The organism is Pseudomonas parafulva, from assembly GCF_002021815.1.
In the GTDB taxonomy this organism is placed as follows: Bacteria; Pseudomonadota; Gammaproteobacteria; order Pseudomonadales; family Pseudomonadaceae; genus Aquipseudomonas; species Aquipseudomonas parafulva_B.
The window spans coordinates 2,259,581-2,279,933 of record NZ_CP019952.1 but is presented as its reverse complement, the minus strand read 5'-3'; the positions used below and the strand labels follow the sequence as shown (position 1 = coordinate 2,279,933).

The 20,353-nt window shown below is 59.2% G+C and carries 27 protein-coding genes and 3 pseudogenes; 20 read left to right on the top strand and 10 right to left on the bottom strand.

Going from position 1 to position 20,353, the window contains the following annotated elements; translation table 11 throughout:
* Positions 1-129: 129 nt before the first annotated feature.
* Positions 130-300 (top strand): hypothetical protein, encoded by a 171-nt coding sequence (locus B2J77_RS21495; protein ID WP_023533860.1) that lies wholly within the window; start codon positions 130-132, stop codon positions 298-300.
* 92 nt (positions 301-392) lie between these two features.
* On the opposite strand, the gene B2J77_RS10335 is transcribed toward B2J77_RS21495, so the two are convergent.
* Positions 393-719 (bottom strand): hypothetical protein, encoded by a 327-nt coding sequence (locus B2J77_RS10335; RefSeq protein ID WP_058638381.1) that lies wholly within the window; start codon positions 717-719, stop codon positions 393-395.
* Between the two features lie 213 nt (positions 720-932).
* On the opposite strand from B2J77_RS10335, the gene B2J77_RS10330 reads away from it, so the two are divergent.
* The 3 genes from B2J77_RS10330 to B2J77_RS10320 all read left to right on the top strand — a co-directional run bounded on the left by B2J77_RS10330 (position 933) and on the right by B2J77_RS10320 (position 1,932).
* Complete coding sequence (locus B2J77_RS10330; protein WP_078478572.1) at positions 933-1,241, top strand: hypothetical protein; 309 nt, start codon at positions 933-935, stop codon at positions 1,239-1,241.
* Positions 1,242-1,358: 117 nt separating this feature from the next.
* Positions 1,359-1,565 carry a hypothetical protein gene (locus B2J77_RS10325; protein WP_058638256.1) on the top strand — a complete coding sequence of 69 codons (207 nt, stop codon included), beginning with the start codon at positions 1,359-1,361 and terminating at the stop codon, positions 1,563-1,565.
* A gap of 136 nt (positions 1,566-1,701) precedes the next feature.
* The gene (locus B2J77_RS10320; RefSeq protein WP_058638257.1) at positions 1,702-1,932 is read left to right on the top strand and encodes a hypothetical protein; all 231 of its coding nucleotides are present in this window, start codon (positions 1,702-1,704) and stop codon (positions 1,930-1,932) included.
* Positions 1,933-1,968: 36 nt separating this feature from the next.
* On the opposite strand, the gene B2J77_RS10315 is transcribed toward B2J77_RS10320, so the two are convergent.
* Positions 1,969-2,277: a hypothetical protein gene (locus tag B2J77_RS10315; RefSeq protein ID WP_058638258.1), complete on the bottom strand. Its 309-nt coding sequence runs from the start codon at positions 2,275-2,277 to the stop codon at positions 1,969-1,971.
* A 315-nt stretch (positions 2,278-2,592) separates the two neighbouring features.
* Between B2J77_RS10315 and B2J77_RS10310 the strand changes: the two genes are divergently transcribed.
* Positions 2,593-2,850, top strand: a complete 258-nt coding sequence (locus B2J77_RS10310; protein ID WP_058604136.1) for a hypothetical protein — start codon at positions 2,593-2,595, stop codon at positions 2,848-2,850.
* A gap of 456 nt (positions 2,851-3,306) precedes the next feature.
* Here the strand turns inward: B2J77_RS10310 and B2J77_RS10305 are convergent, their stop codons facing one another.
* Positions 3,307-3,606 carry a hypothetical protein gene (locus B2J77_RS10305; RefSeq protein WP_078478571.1) on the bottom strand — a complete coding sequence of 100 codons (300 nt, stop codon included), beginning with the start codon at positions 3,604-3,606 and terminating at the stop codon, positions 3,307-3,309.
* Between the two features lie 197 nt (positions 3,607-3,803).
* Here B2J77_RS10305 and B2J77_RS10300 point away from each other — a divergent pair, with 197 nt between their 5' ends.
* Together B2J77_RS10300 and B2J77_RS10295 are read left to right on the top strand one after the other, a co-directional pair.
* Positions 3,804-4,136, top strand: a complete 333-nt coding sequence (locus B2J77_RS10300; protein ID WP_058638261.1) for a hypothetical protein — start codon at positions 3,804-3,806, stop codon at positions 4,134-4,136.
* A 99-nt stretch (positions 4,137-4,235) separates the two neighbouring features.
* On the top strand, positions 4,236-4,814 hold the full coding sequence (locus B2J77_RS10295) for a GNAT family N-acetyltransferase (protein ID WP_078478570.1): 579 nt from the start codon (positions 4,236-4,238) through the stop codon (positions 4,812-4,814).
* A 450-nt stretch (positions 4,815-5,264) separates the two neighbouring features.
* Here B2J77_RS10295 and B2J77_RS21340 read toward each other — a convergent pair whose 3' ends face one another.
* On the bottom strand, positions 5,265-5,498 hold the full coding sequence (locus B2J77_RS21340) for a hypothetical protein (RefSeq protein WP_058638263.1): 234 nt from the start codon (positions 5,496-5,498) through the stop codon (positions 5,265-5,267).
* A 165-nt stretch (positions 5,499-5,663) separates the two neighbouring features.
* A complete protein-coding gene (locus B2J77_RS10275) occupies positions 5,664-6,080 on the bottom strand; it encodes a hypothetical protein (RefSeq protein WP_145256027.1) in 417 nt (138 codons plus the stop codon).
* A 165-nt stretch (positions 6,081-6,245) separates the two neighbouring features.
* Between B2J77_RS10275 and B2J77_RS10270 the strand changes: the two genes are divergently transcribed.
* Together B2J77_RS10270 and B2J77_RS10265 are read left to right on the top strand one after the other, a co-directional pair.
* On the top strand, positions 6,246-6,683 hold the full coding sequence (locus B2J77_RS10270) for an acetyltransferase (protein ID WP_058638265.1): 438 nt from the start codon (positions 6,246-6,248) through the stop codon (positions 6,681-6,683).
* Positions 6,684-6,771: 88 nt separating this feature from the next.
* Positions 6,772-7,149, top strand: coding sequence for a VOC family protein (locus tag B2J77_RS10265; protein WP_058604129.1), 378 nt, complete (start codon positions 6,772-6,774; stop codon positions 7,147-7,149).
* Positions 7,150-7,248: 99 nt separating this feature from the next.
* Here B2J77_RS10265 and B2J77_RS21490 read toward each other — a convergent pair whose 3' ends face one another.
* Positions 7,249-7,416: a hypothetical protein gene (locus tag B2J77_RS21490; RefSeq protein WP_165919287.1), complete on the bottom strand. Its 168-nt coding sequence runs from the start codon at positions 7,414-7,416 to the stop codon at positions 7,249-7,251.
* Between the two features lie 485 nt (positions 7,417-7,901).
* On the opposite strand from B2J77_RS21490, the pseudogene B2J77_RS21765 reads away from it, so the two are divergent.
* The 5 genes and pseudogenes from B2J77_RS21765 (at position 7,902) to arsH (ending at position 11,458) form a co-directional block, all read left to right on the top strand.
* A pseudogene (locus tag B2J77_RS21765) lies at positions 7,902-8,253 on the top strand (integrase).
* Positions 8,254-8,593: 340 nt separating this feature from the next.
* Positions 8,594-8,941: a metalloregulator ArsR/SmtB family transcription factor gene (locus B2J77_RS10250; protein ID WP_058638266.1), complete on the top strand. Its 348-nt coding sequence runs from the start codon at positions 8,594-8,596 to the stop codon at positions 8,939-8,941.
* A 21-nt stretch (positions 8,942-8,962) separates the two neighbouring features.
* The gene (locus tag B2J77_RS10245) at positions 8,963-10,246 is read left to right on the top strand and encodes an arsenic transporter (RefSeq protein WP_058638267.1); all 1,284 of its coding nucleotides are present in this window, start codon (positions 8,963-8,965) and stop codon (positions 10,244-10,246) included.
* Between the two features lie 27 nt (positions 10,247-10,273).
* A complete protein-coding gene (locus B2J77_RS10240) occupies positions 10,274-10,744 on the top strand; it encodes an arsenate reductase ArsC (protein ID WP_058638268.1) in 471 nt (156 codons plus the stop codon).
* A 12-nt stretch (positions 10,745-10,756) separates the two neighbouring features.
* Positions 10,757-11,458 carry an arsenical resistance protein ArsH gene (arsH, locus tag B2J77_RS10235; protein ID WP_058638269.1) on the top strand — a complete coding sequence of 234 codons (702 nt, stop codon included), beginning with the start codon at positions 10,757-10,759 and terminating at the stop codon, positions 11,456-11,458.
* 63 nt (positions 11,459-11,521) lie between these two features.
* On the opposite strand, the gene B2J77_RS10230 is transcribed toward arsH, so the two are convergent.
* Together B2J77_RS10230 and B2J77_RS21650 are read right to left on the bottom strand one after the other, a co-directional pair.
* A complete protein-coding gene (locus B2J77_RS10230) occupies positions 11,522-11,851 on the bottom strand; it encodes a DUF2514 family protein (protein WP_058638270.1) in 330 nt (109 codons plus the stop codon).
* A pseudogene (locus tag B2J77_RS21650) lies at positions 11,848-12,051 on the bottom strand (glycoside hydrolase); the annotation flags it as partial. The gene B2J77_RS10230 and the pseudogene B2J77_RS21650, both read right to left, overlap by 4 nt.
* Positions 12,052-12,054: 3 nt before the next feature.
* Here B2J77_RS21650 and B2J77_RS10220 point away from each other — a divergent pair.
* Together B2J77_RS10220 and B2J77_RS10215 are read left to right on the top strand one after the other, a co-directional pair.
* Positions 12,055-12,510: pseudogene (locus B2J77_RS10220) on the top strand (tyrosine-type recombinase/integrase); the annotation flags it as partial.
* Positions 12,511-12,545: 35 nt separating this feature from the next.
* Entirely contained in the window at positions 12,546-14,132 is a 1,587-nt protein-coding gene (locus B2J77_RS10215; RefSeq protein ID WP_023533837.1) for an ABC-F family ATPase, read from the top strand.
* Here the strand turns inward: B2J77_RS10215 and B2J77_RS10210 are convergent.
* Positions 14,114-15,157, bottom strand: coding sequence for an alpha/beta hydrolase family protein (locus tag B2J77_RS10210; protein ID WP_078478566.1), 1,044 nt, complete (start codon positions 15,155-15,157; stop codon positions 14,114-14,116). The genes B2J77_RS10215 and B2J77_RS10210 overlap by 19 nt on opposite strands.
* A gap of 190 nt (positions 15,158-15,347) precedes the next feature.
* Here B2J77_RS10210 and yghU point away from each other — a divergent pair, with 190 nt between their 5' ends.
* The 4 genes from yghU to B2J77_RS10190 all read left to right on the top strand — a co-directional run bounded on the left by yghU (position 15,348) and on the right by B2J77_RS10190 (position 19,912).
* A complete protein-coding gene (gene yghU / locus B2J77_RS10205) occupies positions 15,348-16,187 on the top strand; it encodes a glutathione-dependent disulfide-bond oxidoreductase (protein ID WP_058604069.1) in 840 nt (279 codons plus the stop codon).
* Between the two features lie 348 nt (positions 16,188-16,535).
* Positions 16,536-18,239, top strand: coding sequence for an amidase (locus tag B2J77_RS10200; RefSeq protein ID WP_078478565.1), 1,704 nt, complete (start codon positions 16,536-16,538; stop codon positions 18,237-18,239).
* A gap of 81 nt (positions 18,240-18,320) precedes the next feature.
* Positions 18,321-18,995: a helix-turn-helix transcriptional regulator gene (locus tag B2J77_RS10195; protein ID WP_078478564.1), complete on the top strand. Its 675-nt coding sequence runs from the start codon at positions 18,321-18,323 to the stop codon at positions 18,993-18,995.
* Entirely contained in the window at positions 18,992-19,912 is a 921-nt protein-coding gene (locus tag B2J77_RS10190) for a pyridoxal-phosphate dependent enzyme (protein WP_078478563.1), read from the top strand. Before B2J77_RS10195 ends, B2J77_RS10190 begins: the two co-directional genes overlap by 4 nt.
* Before the next feature lie 131 nt (positions 19,913-20,043).
* On the opposite strand, the gene B2J77_RS10185 is transcribed toward B2J77_RS10190, so the two are convergent.
* A complete protein-coding gene (locus B2J77_RS10185; protein ID WP_078478562.1) occupies positions 20,044-20,253 on the bottom strand; it encodes a DUF2945 domain-containing protein in 210 nt (69 codons plus the stop codon).
* Positions 20,254-20,353: the final 100 nt, after the last annotated feature.

Genomic DNA, 20,353 nt, shown 5'->3' with positions numbered 1-20,353 from the left:
CTCGGGATCCAAAAGGCAGCTTGCGACGGGGTGCTTATGACAAAGCGACTAACCGTAATGGAACTGAATTACTGCGAATCAGCACCGGTCAACACTTGTGAACGCTGCAAGAAACTGACGAGGTGAATCATGACTATCGAAGCTGAGACGCTCGCACAACTCGCACAAGCCCTGAAAGCACAAGGGGCTAGGTTGATCGCTGACCTTACGTTCATCCGCGCGCCTTACCGGTGCGGCAAGCGCTGGGTATGCAATGTAGTACGCCGCAAAACCGCACGCAAGCCTGCACTGCTCCAATGAACGGCGGGCGAAACCACCACACACTTCAGTAGGCGAAGGACCGCCCTTTTTCCTGCAATCACCTACGTAAGCAAATCCGCCCACCGCTGGTGTCAATCAAGACATTCGCGTGCCGCCACCCTCAGCTTGTCGCCCGACAGAAAGCTGCCTTTGTAGAACGTTGCACGGCTACCCTCGCCCGATTCGATCACCTCCAACACATCATCGGTCGTCACCGCACTTGGCGCTGTCATACGTACGCCATGGGGTATGGATTTCTGCGTTGAATTGGGTGCCAGTGCCTGCCACTGCGGCATTACGCAGGCTGCATACTGCTGGGGCGTTTTGGATGTGAGTTTGCTGGCAGTGGGCTTGCCTGGTGAGGCGCAGCCCACAAGTGCTACGCACAGCGCCGGCACGACATAAAGGTAATTAGGCATTTCTTTGGCCTCGATCAGTTGCGGGCATTTTAGCAAGCAGAGCAGGAACGAGTAATGGACCATCGTCGAATGCTGAAAACATCGCGGTTGCCCTTTATTGAACTACCTACGGAACGAATGCAGCCTGTGTTGTTTCTGATGAGCAATCATGCACGGCCACGGTGATGTGGCACTGATTGACTGATCTAATTTGGCTATTCGTTGGAGTCCTACATGGTGTGGTGGCTTGAAGTGCTTGCACAGTTTGCAACCTCCACTGGTCTGGCCATGGTGTGCATCCTGGTGTTCTGGACCTATGGGCTGGCGTTCGGCAGGCTTTACATGAAGCTGCTCGCTTGTCTGCTGGCCAGTGTTCTACTGATGGTTGCTGCATTCCCGCACGGGGTGAATTTTGCTACAGGACTTGGCGCATCAGTGGGCAACAGTCACTCACTGTCGTTGTTCCTGGCTGACGCCACCGGGGTTATCGCTGCGGTTCTGATCGCATCTTTTTTCTTCAATCCGGAACGCTTGATAGAGTAGCCGGCGCTGCGCGCGCTGTCGCCTGACAGTTCTGCCAGTAGCATGGGCAGGTAGAGACTGGCAATGTCATCAGGCCAATCCCGGCACAAGAACGCCTTACCTAAGGATGCCGAACCCATGAAAGAGCCGTCCAAACAAACGCGGTTGTTTTACCAGAGCGGTAAGCTGGTGACCCTTGTAAGTCCCGATCAGCGTCAGCAGATTTTTCGCACCCCTGATACAGCGCTTGCAGAAGCCCGTGCTGATGGCGGCCCTGCCCTACTGGGCACGGACGCTCAAGGATCGGTGCTGATGGTGCAGTCCGAAGACCAGGCACCGTCCTGATGGGACGCGCGGCCAGGTGGAGAAACAGAGTGCGTCCAGGCGCTCCATCGCCCTGCGCCGTTGCCGCAAGCGTCGCCAGGCGCAGCGGACGCGAACATGCTAACGTTGACTCATCTTTCAGCGAGTCAACGTGTTCATGGAATCACTCGATTGCATCAAATCGGACTTGGTCAAAACCGCCGATCATCTAGAAGCGCTTGGCAAAGCCCTCAATGGCCATGCGCGCTTCATACAGGCGCGGGGTGCCCATCCTGATCAGATCGACGTGGACGCGCACATCCAAGCCCTTGCACAGGTGACCGAAGCCCTGCGCGAGGTAGCAACCAAGATGCAGAGCTCGCTTTGCCCTACGGTGCCTAACAAGTAACGCATTGTGTTCGATCCCCATGCACTGCAGATCGCCTCAACGAAACCTGAGCTTGACCACCTTGCTCAAAGCCCACCCGCTGAACACGTAGAACAGGTCCAAGTACAAGCGGCCGGCATAATTGGGCATTGGGTGGTTATCGATGAGCTGCTCAGGGCCGGGGTTAGGCGGCATGAGCGTGTAGAATGCATTCGGGATCAGAGCCAAGGCGATCAACAGCAAATAGGTTGCCCTTCTGATCCACTGCGCGCTTGGTGTAGGCTTGGCTGACCATTTGACGCCGTAGTATGCGATCAGACCTGCTACGGGCAATACCCAGAAATGTGTTGGAATACCAATGAACATTTCAGCCACAGCACTTCTTGTTTCCACGCAAGTTCCTCCAATTGAATAAGCGAAGTATTGCGGTTGGGTTTGTCAAAAGCAAAGCACCCATGACGCCTCTACCCGCCTGGCTGCTATTCGAGCGTTCAGTTGACCTCTTGAGTGAAGGCATCTGTCACTTCCGGAGCGCAGTCACTGTCGCTGGGTTTGCATCCAGCGTGGATGCAAACCCAGTACACGTTCCGTATCGCGCGTAGTAGCGTTCGGCTTTCGACGAACTGCCAGGGTCCGTTGCTATTGCCCACGGACCGGGCCACTCACGAACTGGGAAGTCAAATGGAACACGTTCATTCCGTCAGCCAAGACGTCATCGATTCAGCACTCATCGCGTTTTCACGTTTCAAAATTGGTGAAATCAAGGTATTCGATCTTGAAAGTGCAATGAGTTATGAAGCCGGGCAAGCGCTTGCCCGCAGCGGACTGGTGCGATTCTCGATTCACAAGATGCCTTCGGGGCGGTACCGCATCAGTGACGAAGGCGAAAACGCGATTACCGAAGCAGGCCGAGCACGGCTAGAGGTGATCAGGGGCTGAGTCGACGATTGGCTGCGATCGATCACCAAAGATGCAGCGGCACGGGGTGACCCGTGCCGCCTCGCTCCATCAGATACCCTGACTCCAGTGAGCGGCGATCGCCAATATAACGAAAGCCACCACCGCTTCCACAACGAGGTAGATACCGTAGAAATCCTCTGAAAACATACGCAACTATCCGCTTGAAAGACGACTGTCCACGGCCGGGCGAGCCGGCGCGTAAGTCAGATAAGCGATGGCATTCAGAAGTTCACGCCCAGTGAGCACTATCAGGCAACGCCGGGCGGTATCCCATCTTTGTTCTTGTCCTTGAGCCTCGCTTTTTCCTCCTCGGTGGCGTGAGCCGGTACCTCATCTTTCTTGGGTTCATGCTGCTGATCAGTCATGCTCAAGCTCCTCAACGTGTCATGCGTTAGGCATTGGTCGCGCCCAGCAGTTCAGGCGCATACGCAGCCATCACGTTCCATGATCACGCTTGGGGATGCCCAGGAAATTGCACGAAGCCACTTCACGGGCCTTCATGACGCCCCAGGCCAATGCCCGGGACATGGACTCCTTTGGGCGGTCGTCGAACGCCTCCTCATAGACAGGCATGCCGCCCGGGGCATAGACACCGATGAACAATTGAACCCGGCCGTTTCGCGACAAGCGAACCTGAACATTGATCGACGTTCTGTCGATCAACGTCTCTTCGTGCGCGCGGTGGTGCAACGTAGGATCAGCCCAGGACCAGAACACACTGCCGCGCATCCGCATCGCGCCTCCTAATACTTTAGTCTAATGGCCACTACGGGGGACATTAGCGGCCCGCCGCTTGGGCTACTAGCAAAATATGGCATCGAGCGTTATCGATCAGACGAGCGGAAAACGTCAGTGCCATAATGCAGGACCATGCCGACAGGGAGCCATTGGCGATGCCTGGACACACTGCACATCTGCCGCGAGCATAAATCATGAACACGTTAGTTACCTTCTTCTCAGCCGCGGTGATGCCACTGTTGGCGATTAGCCTGACGGTCATGGCGCACCGGCACGTCATGAAGAAATGGCGAGCGAAGATCGATACCGAACTTGCAGATGCCTTGAGCACCTTAGGGGTCACTAGGTACACATTACTGGTCGACAAATTAACCTCGCCCAGTACGGACAGAACCGCCCAGGTCTATCGCATCCTCCGTGGCGAGCGTGGAGACCATTATCTGTTCATGAAAATTGGAGACCAGCCAGGCCTGCTCAAGCCGCTGAGCAAGGAACGGGCTTTGTTGGCTGTGCGGGTCAATGGTTAATATGCCTTGAAGGACGCATCAGCCTGACTTCGATAAGCACAGAGCGTCAGACTCAGACCGATAGCCTTACTCGTTAAAGGACCAAGAGGTATCAACTCCATGGATGGTCATCCCACGCTTTTTACTGATCGGCTGGTGCTCACGGGTCTGTGCTTGGAGGACGTTGCCTTCATCCAAGAGCAATTCCCCCAATGGGAGGTGGTGCGCTATCTGGATAGTCGGGTTTCATGGCCTTACCCAGTCGACGGCGCCCTGGCCTATGTTCGCGACATTGCGCTGCCGGGAATGGCGGCAGGTTGTGAATGGCATTGGATGATTCGCATGCGTGATGACCCTGACTGCAGACTGGGCAGCATTAGCCTGTTCGAACAGCCCGGAAACAACAGGGGTTTCTGGCTGGCACCGCAGTGGTGGGGTCGCGGTTATATGCGTGAGGCGTGCGCAGTCGTCACCGCCTACTGGTTCGAAACACTGGCGCGGCCGATCATGCAGGTGCCCAAGGCGGTGGCCAATCACGCATCTCGTCGAGTATCAGAATTTGAGGGGATGCGCTTGGTGGGCTTGCAGAAAGGATGGTTTGTAAGCGGCTTGATGGATGTTGAACTCTGGCAGATGACGCGGGCTGACTGGTTGGCAAATACCGCAGCTTACAGGGCTGATGGTCGCGGTATTGGTTGAACTGGAAAGGAGCCATTTGATTCGACTCACCTGTGCCCTGCTTATTGCCAACGCCGTCCTAACCGGGACACTTGGTGGATGAGGTTGCAATGAATAAAGGTCTACTAATCGCGCTGATGGCGACCCTGCTTACAGGATGCAATCACTACTTCAACAGCCCCTATGGCAGTCGCTGGGATCAGCGAAACATCCCCTGCGACGCCACACCACCCAACCAGCCTGGGTGCTACGACAATGTGCATCAAGAAGGGCTTCTCAACAGGCTTTTCGAAAAGGGCTAGTCATGCCTACCTTCTTCACGCGCTTGTTCAAGCGCAAAAATAAGTCAGGGCAGGCTGGGCTCAACCGTTCAACCGATTCCAGCCAGATCAGCCATGCCTGCTCCTTTGCGTTCACGAACAACGATGAGCCAGCGCCCATTACCTGTTCGGGACGACACCATGACGGCCATCATGTCAGCAACAGCGACCCTTCGAGTGACAGCCATTCTGGTGACAGCGCATCGAGTTCCAGCAGTTGTGACTGACGATCCGTCATCTTCTGGGTAACCAGGTCGCGATCAGCCAGATCACACCAGTCGCCAGCACCCAAGGCCACCTGCTTGCGGGGTTCATTGCCATTGCGAGCAACGCGATAACGATCAATGCTGCCCCAGCCCATCGCTTGCGTACTGGTGTAAACCATCTCTGAAAACGCTTATGCCTGTGCTGCAAGTTATCACCACCCACCTTGCACTTTGACGACCGCAGTCTCAACCGTCGCGCTGAGTCAACGCGCCCTGTATCTGCATGAGTTGACGTGTACCGGAACTCTGCGGCCATCTGCATGCGTGTCCCGTTTATAGGCAGGTCAGGGAACAGCACCGCCCGCCTGCTTCATTTCCTGCAAGGCTATCCGCCTGTGCTGCAGCGCTGACTGATCTTCGATCCTACGCACCGCCAGTGTTCTCAATACCTCATAAGCAAGCGCGTTACAGGCAGGCTCCGATACGCCGTCCCCATGCTTGATGTCGATAGCCGCTTGCCGGCGCTCAATCTCCATCCTTGCGGGGTCATACTGAAATGCTGCCGCATGCTCTTCAAGCATCACACTATTGGCAGCAGCCAGGTCGACATCCAGCATTCCGGTGATCGCGCACTGCTCCCCGGTAATGGATGACAGCGCAAAGCCCTTGTACTGAGCCTCCTCCATCACTGGCCGTGCAGGTTGCGCAGTACAGCTTGAAAGCATGACAGTGGCCATAATTAGGCATTGATAGTTTTTCATCAGGTCATGTCAGGTCTAATAAAGTTGATGAGCCATGCATTACAATCGGCCTCGTCAAATCCGCGCTCAAGGCACTGCACGCTCGGCCACGATACTGATGACGCGTAGGCTTCCTATCACGCCTACCGCGCCCCTTTCCAACTATTACCTGTTAAGGATGATGCCATGATCATTCGCCAGGCCACTAATGTCGACCATCCGCAGCTGCTGGACATTTGGCTGCGCGCTGTGCGCGCTACCCACCATTTCTTGCAGCAAGCCGATATTGAGGCATTGCTTGTTCAACTGCGCGATGTCTACCTGCCTGCTGTCGAATTATGGATCGCGGAAGAGCCCAAGGACGGACCGCTTGGGTTCATTGGGCTTAATGAAAGCCACGTAGAAATGCTGTTTATCGAACCCGATCGGCGAGGTGAAGGCATCGGCCGCGCGCTATTGGATCATGCCCGCGGTTTGCGCGGTCAAATCAGTGTTGATGTGAATGAGCAGAATCCGGAAGCGGTTGGGTTCTATCTGCATTATGGCTTTATCCAAACAGGCCGCTCCCCTCTGGATGGCGAGGGTCGTCCCTTCCCCTTGCTGCACCTGAGCTTGCCTGGCTAGCACTGTTGTCAGGGAGCGCTCTATTTCGCTCGTTGGTCAGGACGAAAAGCTCATCGGACCCCAACTGCTCACCTAGAGAGGCAGAGAAATGATCGACCATCTTGATCACCTCGTTTTGACAACCATCGATGTCGAGGCATGCAAGGATTTCTACACCCGCATCATGGGCATGAAGCTGGAAAACTTCGGTGCTGGGCGCTTGGCTATGCGCTTCGGTGAGCAAAAGATCAACGTGCACGTGCGTGGCCACGAATTCGAACCCAAAGCTCACTTGCCGGTACCGGGCGCACTGGACCTCTGCTTCATCGCCTCGATCAGCCTTGAGGAAGTCGTGGCCCACTTGAAAGCACAACAGTGGCCAATCATTGAAGGCCCCGTTCAACGTACCGGCGCCACAGGACCTATCCGATCCATTTATGTGCGCGACCCGGACCTCAACTTGATAGAGATATCGGAGCGGCTCTAGTCGGTTTCGCAAAGCAGAGCGTGGAAGTCCAGGCAGGCCTGGATTAGTCTCAAGAAATTGAGCAGGCTATCGGGGGCTGCCGGTGGCAGCCCCAAATGATCAGGAAAAGAGCTTGAACGCTACCCAGCTCGTCGCCAGGGCGAACACTGCGCCTGCAGCAGCCGACAGAAAGATGCTGCGCGCTTGGTGTTGCGTGCCCTCACGGACCTCGCTGCCCAGCTGTGCTAGGTTCTCTTTCATCTGCTTGATAACTTGATCATGGCTCATGGTCGTCCTCGCTTGGGATGCCAGGTCACGCCTGTCGCAAGACCCTATGGCGCTAGTGTCGACCGAATTGGCGTAAAGCTCAAGACCGCTCGGCGCAAGCCTGTTTTCTCAGTGGGCAGGCTAGAGCTTTTGAATGAAGGCAGCAGCGGTAACGATGACGGTGACTAGCCCTCCCACCGCGACAAATGGGTAAAACAGCGTCTCGCGCTTCATTTTGTTGGCCTCGGCGATCAATTTTCGCGCCTCGGCAGTGAGCTTGTGAATTTCAGCCTAAAGCTTCTCAAGCTCCAGCTCCTCCTTCTCGGTCATTGGTCGTCCTTCCGTGCCTCGAGCCGCACCCCGTCGTGCGTCCTGCGTGCTGCATTATGTGCGCTTGAGTTAGGTAATGCAGCATGCCGCTGTTTTGCAGTTTGGCAGCTTTTCCGACTTCATGAGATTCCACACGGCGCCTGGGGCAGCCGCCGTCAGCGGCTGCACCTCGCTGCATGACATCCAGATTGACGCACCAGCAATACCCTTTGCTATTCCAGCCGAACAAAGGTGGGCTGTGGATCGGCGAGACAAGTGTTACAATCCGCCAGTTCAAATCAGCGCCCAAGGCGCTGAACATCCGTGACCGCCGGCAGTACGCCCCCCCCCACACCTACGCAACCATGTGCTTGATGCCTGGGATGAACCCTGCGTTCATTGCAAATCAGCTCGGCCATAGCGTTGAGATGTTGCTCTCGACCTACGCGAAATGGATCAGCTCCTCCTCGGACTGGAGGGAGCTGGAGAAGCTGCCGCCCCGCGTCACGATTGGCCCATGCGTGGTCCAACCGTGACGCAAGGGGCTAAATACACCTCTGGCCCCCCCCCCCCGCAGGACAAGCACTTGATCTCCACAGCTAACATCACCATGCGCTATGCCATGGGGTTTTGCGGGTGGAAATTTGTCGATTTTGCTGGGCCAAACCCCTCTCACTTCCTCACCGATACTCATGAGTTGGTTCGCGAATTGGTCCGATGGCTTTCATCAGGCCATGATGCCGATCCGGCATAACGCACGTCGTTCCCGGCGTATGCTCCGCTGATTCAAAGTCTGCTATCGACCCACAGCGGACTTTCAGACCGTATCTGCTTGCATCACACATATGTATATTCGTATATTCGGATTTCCATATGTTATGGTGCAGCCATGATTACCCCGCCCGATGTGTTCAAGAACTTATCCGACGAGACCCGTGCTCGCGCCACCTTGCTGATCGCTAGCCTCGGTGAACTCTGTGTCTGCGAACTGATGTGCGCTTTGCATGACAGCCAACCCAAGATAAGTCGCCACCTAGCGCAGCTGCGCAGCAGTGGCATGCTGCTGGACCGTCGACAGGGTCAATGGGTGTACTACCGCCTAAATCCGGATCTTCCCGACTGGGTGCATGAAATGCTGCAGGTAACCTTGCAGGCCAACTCACAGTGGTTGGCAGAAAACTCGCTTCGGCTGCAAAACATGGACGGCCGCCCCGTTCGTGACGCTGCCTGCTGCTGATCAACATCGAGCGAGGCTTTCATGCTGATTGCAATTGCCGTCTTTGTGTTCACCCTAATCTTGGTCATCTGGCAGCCGAAGGGACTTGGGGTTGGCTGGAGTGCCGCACTCGGTGCCCTCATCGCCTTGGCGTCGGGTGCCGTTTCGCTGCACGACATCCCAACCGTGTGGGCGATTGTCTGGAACGCCACCGCCACCTTCATCGCCATCATCATCATCAGCCTGTTGCTGGACGAGGCAGGTTTTTTCGAGTGGGCCGCGTTGTATGTGGCGCGCTGGGCAAACGGCAGCGGTTACCGCCTGTTCGGCTTCTGCGTGCTGCTCGGTGCTGCCGTGTCGGCGCTGTTCGCTAACGATGGTGCGGCGCTGATACTCACGCCCATCGTCATGTCGATGCTTCTCGCGCTGCGTTTTTCTCCTGCCGCGACGCTGGCTTTCGTCATGGCCGCCGGCTTCATCGCCGATACGGCGAGCCTGCCGCTGGTAGTCTCCAACCTGGTGAACATCGTCTCGGCCGACTACTTCAGGCTGGGTTTCAGCGAGTACGCCTCGGTGATGGTGCCGGTGAATTTCGCCAGCGTGGGCGCAACGTTGCTGGTGCTATTCCTGTTCTTCCGCCGTGACATCCCTAAGCAATACACGGTCGGGGCCTTGAAAGTCCCAAGCGAGGCGATTCATGACCGCGCAACCTTCAACGTCGGTGGCTGGGTGCTGGTGGTGCTGTTGATCGGCCTGTTTGCCCTGGAACCACTTGGTATCCCGATCAGTGCGGTAGCCGCAGCCTGTGCGGCGATCCTCTTTGCCGTCGCCGCTCGCGGGCACCGCATTTCGACCCGTCGGGTGCTACGCGAAGCGCCTTGGCAGGTAGTGATCTTTTCTCTTGGGATGTACTTAGTGGTCTACGGGCTGAAGAACGCCGGCCTCACCGATATGCTCACTCACTTACTCGACAGACTTGCGCAGCAAGGGCTGTGGGCTGCCGCCATCGGCACTGGGTTGATCGCCGCATTACTATCCTCTGTCATGAACAACATGCCCAGCGTGCTGGTTGGCGCCCTGTCGATCCAGGCCAGCGAGGCGCAAGGGCTGGTGCGTGAGGCGATGATCTACGCCAACGTCATCGGTTGCGACCTCGGCCCAAAAATCACCCCTATCGGCAGCCTCGCCACGCTGCTCTGGCTGCACGTGCTTGAGCGCAAAGGCGTGCGCATCACCTGGGGTTACTACTTCAAGGTCGGCATCCTGCTGACGCTGCCGGTTCTGTTGGTCACTCTTTCGGCCCTGGCATTGCGCCTGAGCCTCTGACACCCGCCACGAAGCGGAGGAGCCCCCATGCGAGTCCTGTTCATGTGCACGGCCAATAGCTGCCGCAGCATCCTTTCCGAGGCAATGTTCAATCACTTGGCGCCTCCCGGATTTGAAGCCGTCAGTTCCGGCAGTTTTCCGAAGGGCCAAGTGTTGCCTCGCACCCTGACCACTTTGCAGCATGCCGGCATCTCAACCGAAGTGCTGAGCAGCAAGGGCAATGACGCGTTCGTGGACTGCCCTCCTGAGATCGTCATCACGGTGTGCGACAAGGCAGCAGGTGAAGCTTGCCCGGTGTATTTCGGCCCTGCACTGAAGTCTCACTGGGGGCTGGAGGATCCGTCCGATGTCGTGGCTGACCATGCATCGGTCGAAGCAGCATTCCGCGCCACGCTGGCTCGCATCGAGTTACGCTGCCGGGCGTTCTTCGCCCTTTCTTTTGGCACCCTTAGCCGCGACGAACTCAAACGCGAGCTGGATCGCATTGGCGCTCTGTAACCAGGAGGAAGCATGTCCGATCAACTGCCTAATCTCGATCTCTCGCTGTTTGACCTACCGACAGCGACAACCTCTATCAGCGAGCACAAGCCGCGCATCCTTTTACTATACGGATCGACCCGCGAGCGCTCATTCAGCCGCCTACTGGTGGAAGAAGCAGCGCGCCTGCTTGAGCACTTCGGCGCAGAGACCCGCATCTTTAACCCCTCTGGTCTGCCGCTACCTGACGACGTGCCGGTGGAGCATCCCAAGGTGCAGGAGCTGCGTGACCTGGTGCAGTGGTCGGAAGGCCAGGTCTGGTGCTCGCCGGAGCGTCACGGCGCAATGTCCGCCGTGTTCAAAGCCCAAATCGACTGGGTTCCCCTCGCGCTTGGGGCCGTGCGCCCCACCCAGGGCAAGACACTGGCAGTAATGCAGGTCTGCGGCGGCTCGCAGTCATTCAACGTAGTCAACCAGCTGCGGGTGCTGGGCCGCTGGATGCGCATGTTCACGATCCCCAACCAGTCGTCGCTCCCAAAGGCCTATCAGGAGTTCGACGATGTGGGCCGCATGAAGCCGTCTGCGTACTACGATCGCGTGGTGGACGTCATGGAAGAACTGGTCAAATTCACCCTGTTGTTACGTGATCGCCAGCAGTTTCTGGTGGATCGGTATTCGGAACGCAAAGAAAGCGCCGAGCAGCTTTCCGTCCGAGTAAATCAGCGCTCAATCTGAGGCATACATGTGCATTGAAGTCAGACAAGCCCGGCCCGATGACGCTGCGGCGATCCAGGCCATCTACGCCCCTTTCGTGACGACGGCGGCAGCGAACTGGGCTGCGTCGCTGCGCAGCCGCTGGCCAGCAGCGTCAGCGCTAGCACCACCGGCAGCCGCGACAACTCTTTGATCATGGGCAGTGGCTCTCGCCTCCTCCTGCGCCCGCGCGCCTTGACGTTGCTGCTGACGAGCGTCACGCTCACCGATCACCTCGGCAAGACAAACGCCGCTATCGCGCTTGGCCGACACTTGGCCAGCCTGCGCCTGCTCTACACTCCGGCCGTGCTCGTAGGCGCCCCAGTGGCTGGCCACCAAGACCACGGCAGCCGCCAAGCCAACCCAGGGGCTCATGCCACGGTCCCGCCCAGCTCTACCCACCGCCCCAGCAGCTTGTCTAGGCGGTGCGGGTTTTGCCCATAGGTGTTCCTGGGGAAGCTCGTCCAGATGTTCGAGCATTTGGCGATCGCTTGCTGAATACTGCCAGCCTTGATGTCATCCAGCGCGCGCCGCCCCCGGATCTGCTGTGGGGCTATGCGATCCTGGTTCTCAGGACGCACGTCCGAAGGACAGTCGCTTTGGGCAAGGTCGAGGAGAGAACGAAGACAGGAATGGACCGTTTTGTGCTGCTGAACGATCGGGCATTGCGTGCTACCCAGTTCGCCAGGCAATACGCCGATCGCCGCAGGAATGGCAAAGGAGCGGTGGCCGTAACGCCGTTTGTTTTCCCGCCTTCCAAGAGCGCCGAGTATGTCAAGCAGACCTCTGACCTGCATAAGCAGTGGGTACAGGTGCTCAGTGAGCTTGGGATTCGACGTCGCCCCCCATATAACTGCCGCCACACGTATGCGACAATATGCTCAATGTCTGGTCTGAATCCCGCATTTATCGCCCAACAGCTGGGTCACAGCGTTTAAATGCTGCTATCCACCTATGCTCGTTGGCTTAACTCAAGCTCCGACTGGAGCGAGCTGGAAAAACTCAAAATTGGTATCAAATCGGTATCAGGTTGAGATCCAGCCCCGTAAGTGACTGATAGGTTAGCCCTTTGATCTCTACCGCCAACATCACCATGCAATTCGGCTCCAAGCCGCTGTTCGAAAACGTTTCGGTCAAATTCAACAACGGCAACCGCTATGGCCTGATCGGCGCCAATGGCTGCGGCAAGTCGACCTTCATGAAGATCCTGGGCGGCGACCTGGAGCCTTCTGGCGGTCAGGTGATGCTCGAGCCAAACACGCGCCTGGGCAAGCTGCGCCAGGACCAGTTCGCCTACGAAGAATTCACCGTGATCGATACCGTGATCATGGGCCACGGGCATCTCTGGAAGGTCAAGGCCGAGCGTGACCGTATCTACTCGCTGCCTGAAATGTCCGAAGAAGACGGCATGGCGGTCGCCGAGCTGGAAACAGAGTTCGCCGAAATGGATGGCTATACCGCCGAGTCGCGCGCAGGCGAATTGCTGTTGGGCCTGGGTATCCCCCTGGAGCAGCATTTCGGCCCCATGAGCGAAGTGGCGCCAGGCTGGAAACTGCGCGTGCTACTGGCCCAGGCGTTGTTCTCCGACCCTGACGTACTGCTGCTCGACGAGCCGACCAACCACCTGGACATCAATACCATCCGCTGGTTGGAAACCGTGCTCACCGCCCGTAACAGCACCATGGTGATCATTTCCCACGACCGCCACTTCCTCAACAGCGTGTGCACCCACATGGCTGACCTGGACTACGGTGAGCTGCGCCTGTTCCCCGGCAACTACGACGAGTACATGACCGCCGCCACCCAGGCCCGCGAGCAGTTGCTGTCGGACAACGCCAAGAAGAAGGCCCAGATCGCCGAACTGCAGACCTTCGTCAGCCGTTTCTCGGCCAATGCTTCCAAGGCCAAGCAAGCTACCTCGCGGGCCAAGCAGATCGACAAGATCCAGCTGGCCGAGGTCAAGCCGTCGAGCCGGGTCAGCCCGTTCATCCGCTTCGAGCAGACCAAGAAACTGCACCGCCAGGCTGTGACGGTCGAAAAAATGGCCAAGGCCTTCGACGACAAGGTGCTGTTCAAGGACCTCGGCTTCACCGTCGAAGCCGGAGAGCGCGTCGCGATCATCGGGCCCAACGGCATCGGCAAGACCACCTTGCTGCGTACGCTCGTGGGCGAGATGACCCCGGACAAGGGCGAAGTCAAATGGACCGACAGCGCGGAAGTGGGCTACTACGCCCAGGACCACGCCCATGATTTCGAAGACGACATGACCCTGTTCGACTGGATGGGCCAGTGGACATCGGGTGAGCAGGTGATCCGCGGCACGCTGGGGCGCATGCTGTTCTCCAACGATGAAATCCTCAAGTCGGTCAAGGTCATCTCCGGTGGCGAACAGGGCCGCATGCTGTTCGGCAAGCTGATTCTGCAAAAGCCCAACGTGTTGGTCATGGACGAACCGACCAACCACCTGGACATGGAATCGATCGAAGCGTTGAACCTGGCACTGGAAAACTATCCAGGCACCTTGCTCTTCGTCAGCCACGACCGTGAATTCGTCTCCTCGCTTGCGACCCGCATCATCGAGCTGTCAGCCGATGGCGTGGTGGACTTCAGCGGCACCTACGACGAATACCTGCGCAGTCAGGGCGTGGTGGCCTGATTCAGCGTAATCGCTGAACGCCTCTGAGGCTGCGGCGCATCGAGCGTCTGCTCGAAGAACGCAGCCGTCTCGCGTTGCAGCGAACGATGGATGTGCCGGCGGTCCACACCCTCGGCATCCTTGCACAGCGCCGGCATGCGCAGGGCCTGCTCGGCGTCGCAATGCGCCATGAATACGAAATGACCGGCCCCTGCCAGCAGGCGGTAGTCAGGTGTGAGGGGTAACTTGCGAGCCAGGGCCTGGGCGTTGCGATCCACCGCCACGAGCTGGTCCTTGTCGCCGCTGTAGATGAGCGCCGGCAGGTGCACATCGACCAGGGCGTGGCGTCCGAACAGCAGGCTCAGCGGCGCCATCAGCATCACTGCGCCAACGCGTGAGTCTGCCTGTGGCGAAAGTTCGCTGCGGTCGGCAATCAACACACCGTGGGTTTTGCAGGCATCGTGATCATCCGGTCGCTCGAGGCAATACGCACGCAGGCGATCAAGGTCGGGGCGCGCGCCGGCCAGGATCAAGGCGGTTTCGCCGCCAGCCGAATAGCCAATCAATCCGACTTTCCCGCCATTGAGCCGAGGTCCAAGCAGTGCATCGCTGCGCGCTGCGGTGATAGCGGCGCTGACTTGCAGCGGCCGACCGTACAGATTGCTCAGGGTGCCCAGCCGGCTGGGGTCGCGGGCATTGTCGCCTGGGTGGACCACGGCCACCACTACATACCCTTGCTTGGCCAGTGAGGTTGCCAAATAGTGCAAGGCCAGTGGGCTACCAGTGTTGCCATGCGAGAGCACGAGCAACGGGAAACGCCCCTGGGCCACAGGCGCCTCTTCAGCCACCTCCAGCGCGTAGCCGTCGATGTGGCTGGCGCGGGCATGCCCCTTGGCGGGATAGAACGCCAAGGCTTGCATTGGGCGGTTGTCTACCGGGTCGGTCAGGGTCATGTGATGCAGCCCTGCCACCCAGGGCCCAGCATCAGCGGCGCCCATCGGGCCAACGACCATGGCCAGTGCCAGCAAGCAACGAGAAAGGATCATGGGGGCTCTGCGCATCTGCCACTGAATAGCTTGAGCTTAATCGCTGCCCTCCCGTCAAAAATGAAAAACCGATGAAACATCGGCTGCGCCATGGAAGATCCGTTCTGTGTTTGTGCGCGTCATCGAACCCATGGCATATAGGCAGGTCAATCAGACGTCGTCGATCATTCGCAATCGTGGAGAGCCGAGCATGAGCACACCCGCTTACCAACCCCCGAAGGTATGGCGCAACGAAGCGGCCTCGGGGGGCCACTTCGCCAGTATCAACCGGCCGGTCGCCGGGCCTACCCATGACAAGGACCTGCCAGTGGGCGAGCAACCGCTGCAGCTTTATTCGCTGGCGACACCCAATGGCGTCAAGGTCACCATCGCCCTGGAAGAGCTGCTGGAACTTGGCCATGCCGGCGCTGAATACGATGCCTGGCTGATCAGAATTGGCGAGGGTGACCAGTTCTCCAGCGGATTCGTACAGGTCAACCCCAACTCGAAGATCCCCGCATTGCTTGACCGCAGCGTCGAGCCGCCGGTGCGGGTATTCGAATCAGGCTCCATCCTGCTGTACCTGGCCGAGAAGTTCGATGCCCTGCTCCCGCAAACGGCCGCCGAGCGCACCGAAGCCCTGAACTGGCTGTTCTGGCAAATGGGCGCGGCGCCGTACTTGGGTGGTGGGTTCGGGCACTTCTACGTCTATGCGCCTGAAAAGATCGAGTACGCGATCAATCGCTTCACCATGGAAGCCAAGCGCCAGCTGGACGTGCTCGACCGCCGTTTGAGCGAGACCACCTACCTTGCCGGCGGCCATTACAGCATCGCCGACATAGCCGTGTGGTCATGGTACGGCCAGCTGGTGCTGGGCAACCTCTACAACGCTGCTGAGTTTCTCGCGGTTCACGAATACCCCAATGTTCAGCGCTGGGCCCAGGCGATCGCTGCACGGCCCGCCGTGCAGCGGGGCACGCGGGTCAACCGGACCTGGGGAGATGAATCCAGCCAGGTACCGGAGCGGCATTCGGCAGCGGACCTGGACTGAACGGCCCGCTGATGTCGGGCGGCCCTGATTGCGGGGCCGCCCAGGCGTCAACGAAGCGTCCTCGCTCAATGCCCGCATGCATGCACCCGTTTGCCCGTGCGCACACCTGCGCACGCTTTAACCTTCTTGTACACTCCCCGCATTAGCCTAATGCCGTTCACTTAGGGCCGTTTCACGGCCCATCGTGGCACAAGGCCGCTCCTACAAAGCGCTGTGAGCCTGTCAACTCAGCCGTCACGCGGTCAGTGTTAGAGCGGCCTTGTGCCGCGATGGGCCGCGGAGCGGCCCCAACGTTGTCAGATGAACCGCATTACCGCATTAGCCCAACCTGCATTTTCTGGTGAACGCATGATCGAGGTAACCGAGGTTTCCATCGCCGAGCTGCGCAGCGCGCTCGAGTCGGGCCGCACGACGGCGGTCGAACTGGTCAAGGCCTACCTGGCCCGCATAGACGCCTATGATGGCGCCGACACCGACACCGCCCTCAATGCCGTGGTAGTCCGCAATCCTGATGCACTGGCCGAGGCCGAGGCCTCCGACGCCCGCCGGGCCCGTGGAGAGGTGCTCGGGCCATTGGACGGGATACCCTACACCGCCAAGGACAGCTACCTGGTAAAAGGCCTGACCGCAGCGTCCGGCAGCCCGGCCTTTAAGCATCTGGTAGCCCAGCGCGACGCCTTCACCATCGAACGGCTGCGCGGGGCCGGGGCCATCTGCCTGGGCAAGACCAACATGCCACCCATGGCCAACGGTGGCATGCAGCGCGGCGTCTATGGCCGCGCCGAGAGCCCCTACAATGCGGCATACCTGACCGCGCCCTTCGCTTCAGGCTCTTCCAACGGTGCCGGTACCGCGACAGCTGCGAGCTTCAGCGCTTTTGGTCTGGCCGAGGAAACCTGGTCCAGCGGCCGCGGCCCTGCGTCGAACAATGGCCTGTGCGCCTACACACCCTCACGCGGGGTCATTTCGGTAAGGGGTAACTGGCCCCTCACGCCGACGATGGATGTGGTCGTGCCATTCGCCCGCACCATGCATGACCTGCTGGAAATTCTCGACGTGGTCGTGGCCGATGACCCTGATACCCGGGGTGACCTGTGGCGGCTGCAGCCTTGGGTGTCGATCCCGAAGCCCTCGCAGGTACGCCCAGCCAGCTACCTCGACCTGGCAGCGGGCACCGCCGCCTTGCAAGGCAAAAAGTTTGGCGTACCGCGCATGTACATCAACGCCGATGAGCACGCGGGCACGTCGGAAAAGCCGGGTATCGGCGGCCCCACTGGCCAGCGTATCCATACGCGGGCAAGTGTCATGACGCTCTGGCAGCACGCTCGCCAAGCCCTGGAAAACGCCGGTGCGCAGGTTGTGGAAGTCGACTTCCCGCTGGTCACCAACTGCGAAGGCGACCGGCCGGGCGCCCCCACCGTCTACAACCGTGGCATCGTCAGCAAGGCTTTCCTGCACGATGAGCTGTGGGAACTCTCCGGCTGGGCGTTCGACGATTTCCTGCGTGCCAACGACGATCCGAATCTCAATCGGCTGGCGGATGTGGACGGCCCGCAAATCTTCCCACACGACCCCGGCACTTTGCCTAACCGTGAGGATGATCTGGCCGCTGGCATGGACGAGTACGTCACCATGGCCAAGCGCGGCCTGAAGACGTGGGATCAGATCGAGACCCTGCCTGACGGCCTGCGTGGCCTTGAACAGACCCGCAAGATCGACCTGGAAGACTGGATGCAAACCCTTGGGCTGGATGCCGTGCTGTTCCCTACTGTGGCCGATGTAGGGCCTGCCGATGCTGATGTGAACCCGGCGTCGGCTGACATTGCCTGGAGCAATGGCGTGTGGGTGGCCAACGGCAACCTGGCCATACGCCACCTGGGCGTGCCCACGGTCACCGTGCCCATGGGCGTGATGAGCGACATTGGTATGCCGGTAGGCCTGACCTTCGCGGGGCGGGCCTACAGTGACAATGCGCTGTTGAGCTATGCCGCAGCGTTCGAAGCCACGGGTTCACGACGGATCATTCCACCACGCACCCCAGCCTTGGGCTGAAAGCACAGGTGAGCGCTAAGCGACTCGCACAAATCAACATTATGTGTAAATATGCACAAAATGTTGATTTGAAGAGTTCGCATGGCCCTGTTGCCCGAAGATGAACGCCGCTTGACCTTGAACGTGCTCAAAGCCTCTATCGAGGCCTTGGGCAGTGTCGTCACTCACAACACCGAAATTCTGCTTCACGACCTGGACCAGCCCGAGCGGTCCGTCGTGGCCATCGTCAATGGGCACCTTTCTGGCCGGCAGGTGGGCAGTCCTATCCTGGCTGTGCCGGAGCAGGATCAGGGCCTGCAAGCCTTGCTGAAGGCCGCGGCCGATCAGCAAGGCTGTGGGCCCGTTGTGCTGCCCGACTATCCGACCGCCATCAAGGGCCGCACGCTGCGCAGCGCTACCGCGATCTTTCGCGACAGCGCTGGCCACCCCTTCGCCAGCCTTTGCGTCAATACCGATGTCACTGGCCTGGACGCTGCCATGGGCTTTCTACAAAGCTTCGCGCCCATGGGCACCTCGCCCGCAGCCGCAGAGCCCGCCGACATGGAGGCGCTGATGAGCGAGATCATCCAGGCGGCGCTGCATGACACCGGCCAGGGCCGCATGACCCGGCAAGCCAAGATCGAAGCGGTCCGCGTGATGCAGGAACGCGGGCTGTTCATCGTCAAGGGCGGCGTCGAGAAAGCGGCCAACGCCCTCGGCGTGACCCGCTATACCGTCTACAACTACCTCGAACATTTGCGTGGAGCCTCCCAGTGACCTTGCACATCCGTACCCCCCTTATCGAATCACGCCCACTGTCGCTGGCTGCCGATTGCACTGTCTGGCTCAAGCTCGAGGCATTGCAGCCCTGCGGCTCCTTCAAGCTGCGCGGCGTCGCCCACGCCTGTGAGTTCCACCATGCCCGCGGCGCGAAACGGTTCGTGTCTTCCTCAGGCGGCAACGCCGGGCTTGCCGTCGCCTATGTTGGGCGCAAGCTCGGCGTTCCCGTGACCGTGGTCGTGCCCGAGACCACCACCGTGCGTGCCCAAGAATTGCTGCGTCTTGAGCACGCTGAGGTCATCGTCCACGGGCAGTCCTGGCAGGAGGCCAATGCGTTGGCCCTGAGCCTGATGGGTGACGATGCCGCGTTCATTCACCCGTTCGACGACCCTTTGCTGTGGGAAGGCCATGCCAGCCTGGTCGATGAGGTGGCCGAAGCCGGCATCAAGCCCGATGCGGTTGTGCTTTCGGTGGGCGGCGGGGGTTTGCTGAGCGGCGTCGTGCAGGGGCTACAACGTAATGGCTGGGCCGATGTGCCGATCCTGGCCGTGGAAACCCATGGCGCAGCCTCCCTGCATGCCGCCATCGAAGCCGGCGAATTGGTGACCTTGGAGCGGTTGGATACGATTGCCACCACCCTGGGCGCGAAACAGGTAGCCGAACACGCGTTTCGCTGTACCCAGCAACACCCCGTGCAAAGCCTGCTGGTCAGTGACCGGCAGGCCCTGGAGGCGTGCGAGCGCTTTTTGCTGGATCACCGCCTGCTGGTCGAGCCCGCCTGCGCCGCCGCCTTGGCGGTAGCGTATGAGGCCAGCGCGCTGGCAAGCTACCGCAATGTACTGGTGGTCGTGTGCGGGGGCGCCACGGCTACCTTGGCGCAGATCCAGGCATGGCGTGCAGCGCTCGAGGCATGAACCAGCCTGCCGGGAGCGGTCATGAACCGCTCCTTGCATAACCCCGCTGCACTCTGCACGTATAGACACGGCTCATAAAAAAGCCCGTGATACACACGGGCAACTGAGCACCAACGCAATAACCTGTGTTCTCAGCCCTTCTTCAATGCCTGCTCCTTGTGCATGGCCATGTGCCCGGTCTTGTCGCTCTTGACCTCGTACTGTGGCTCCTCTTTTGAGCAATGGCGCTGACGCCCCATGAACTCGACGTCCTTGGTATGCACTTTTTCTACGGTGCCGTGTATGACCCCGGCCTCGGAATTCCAGTGCACCTTGTCACCTTTCTTGAAGGTATTGCTCATCGATTTCTCCTTGTAACCTGCGCGGGAGGATTGAGAGTGTCATCTGTCGTTGTTCTACTGAGCACGCCGAACACAAAAAGATTCAGTCACGGCAACGATG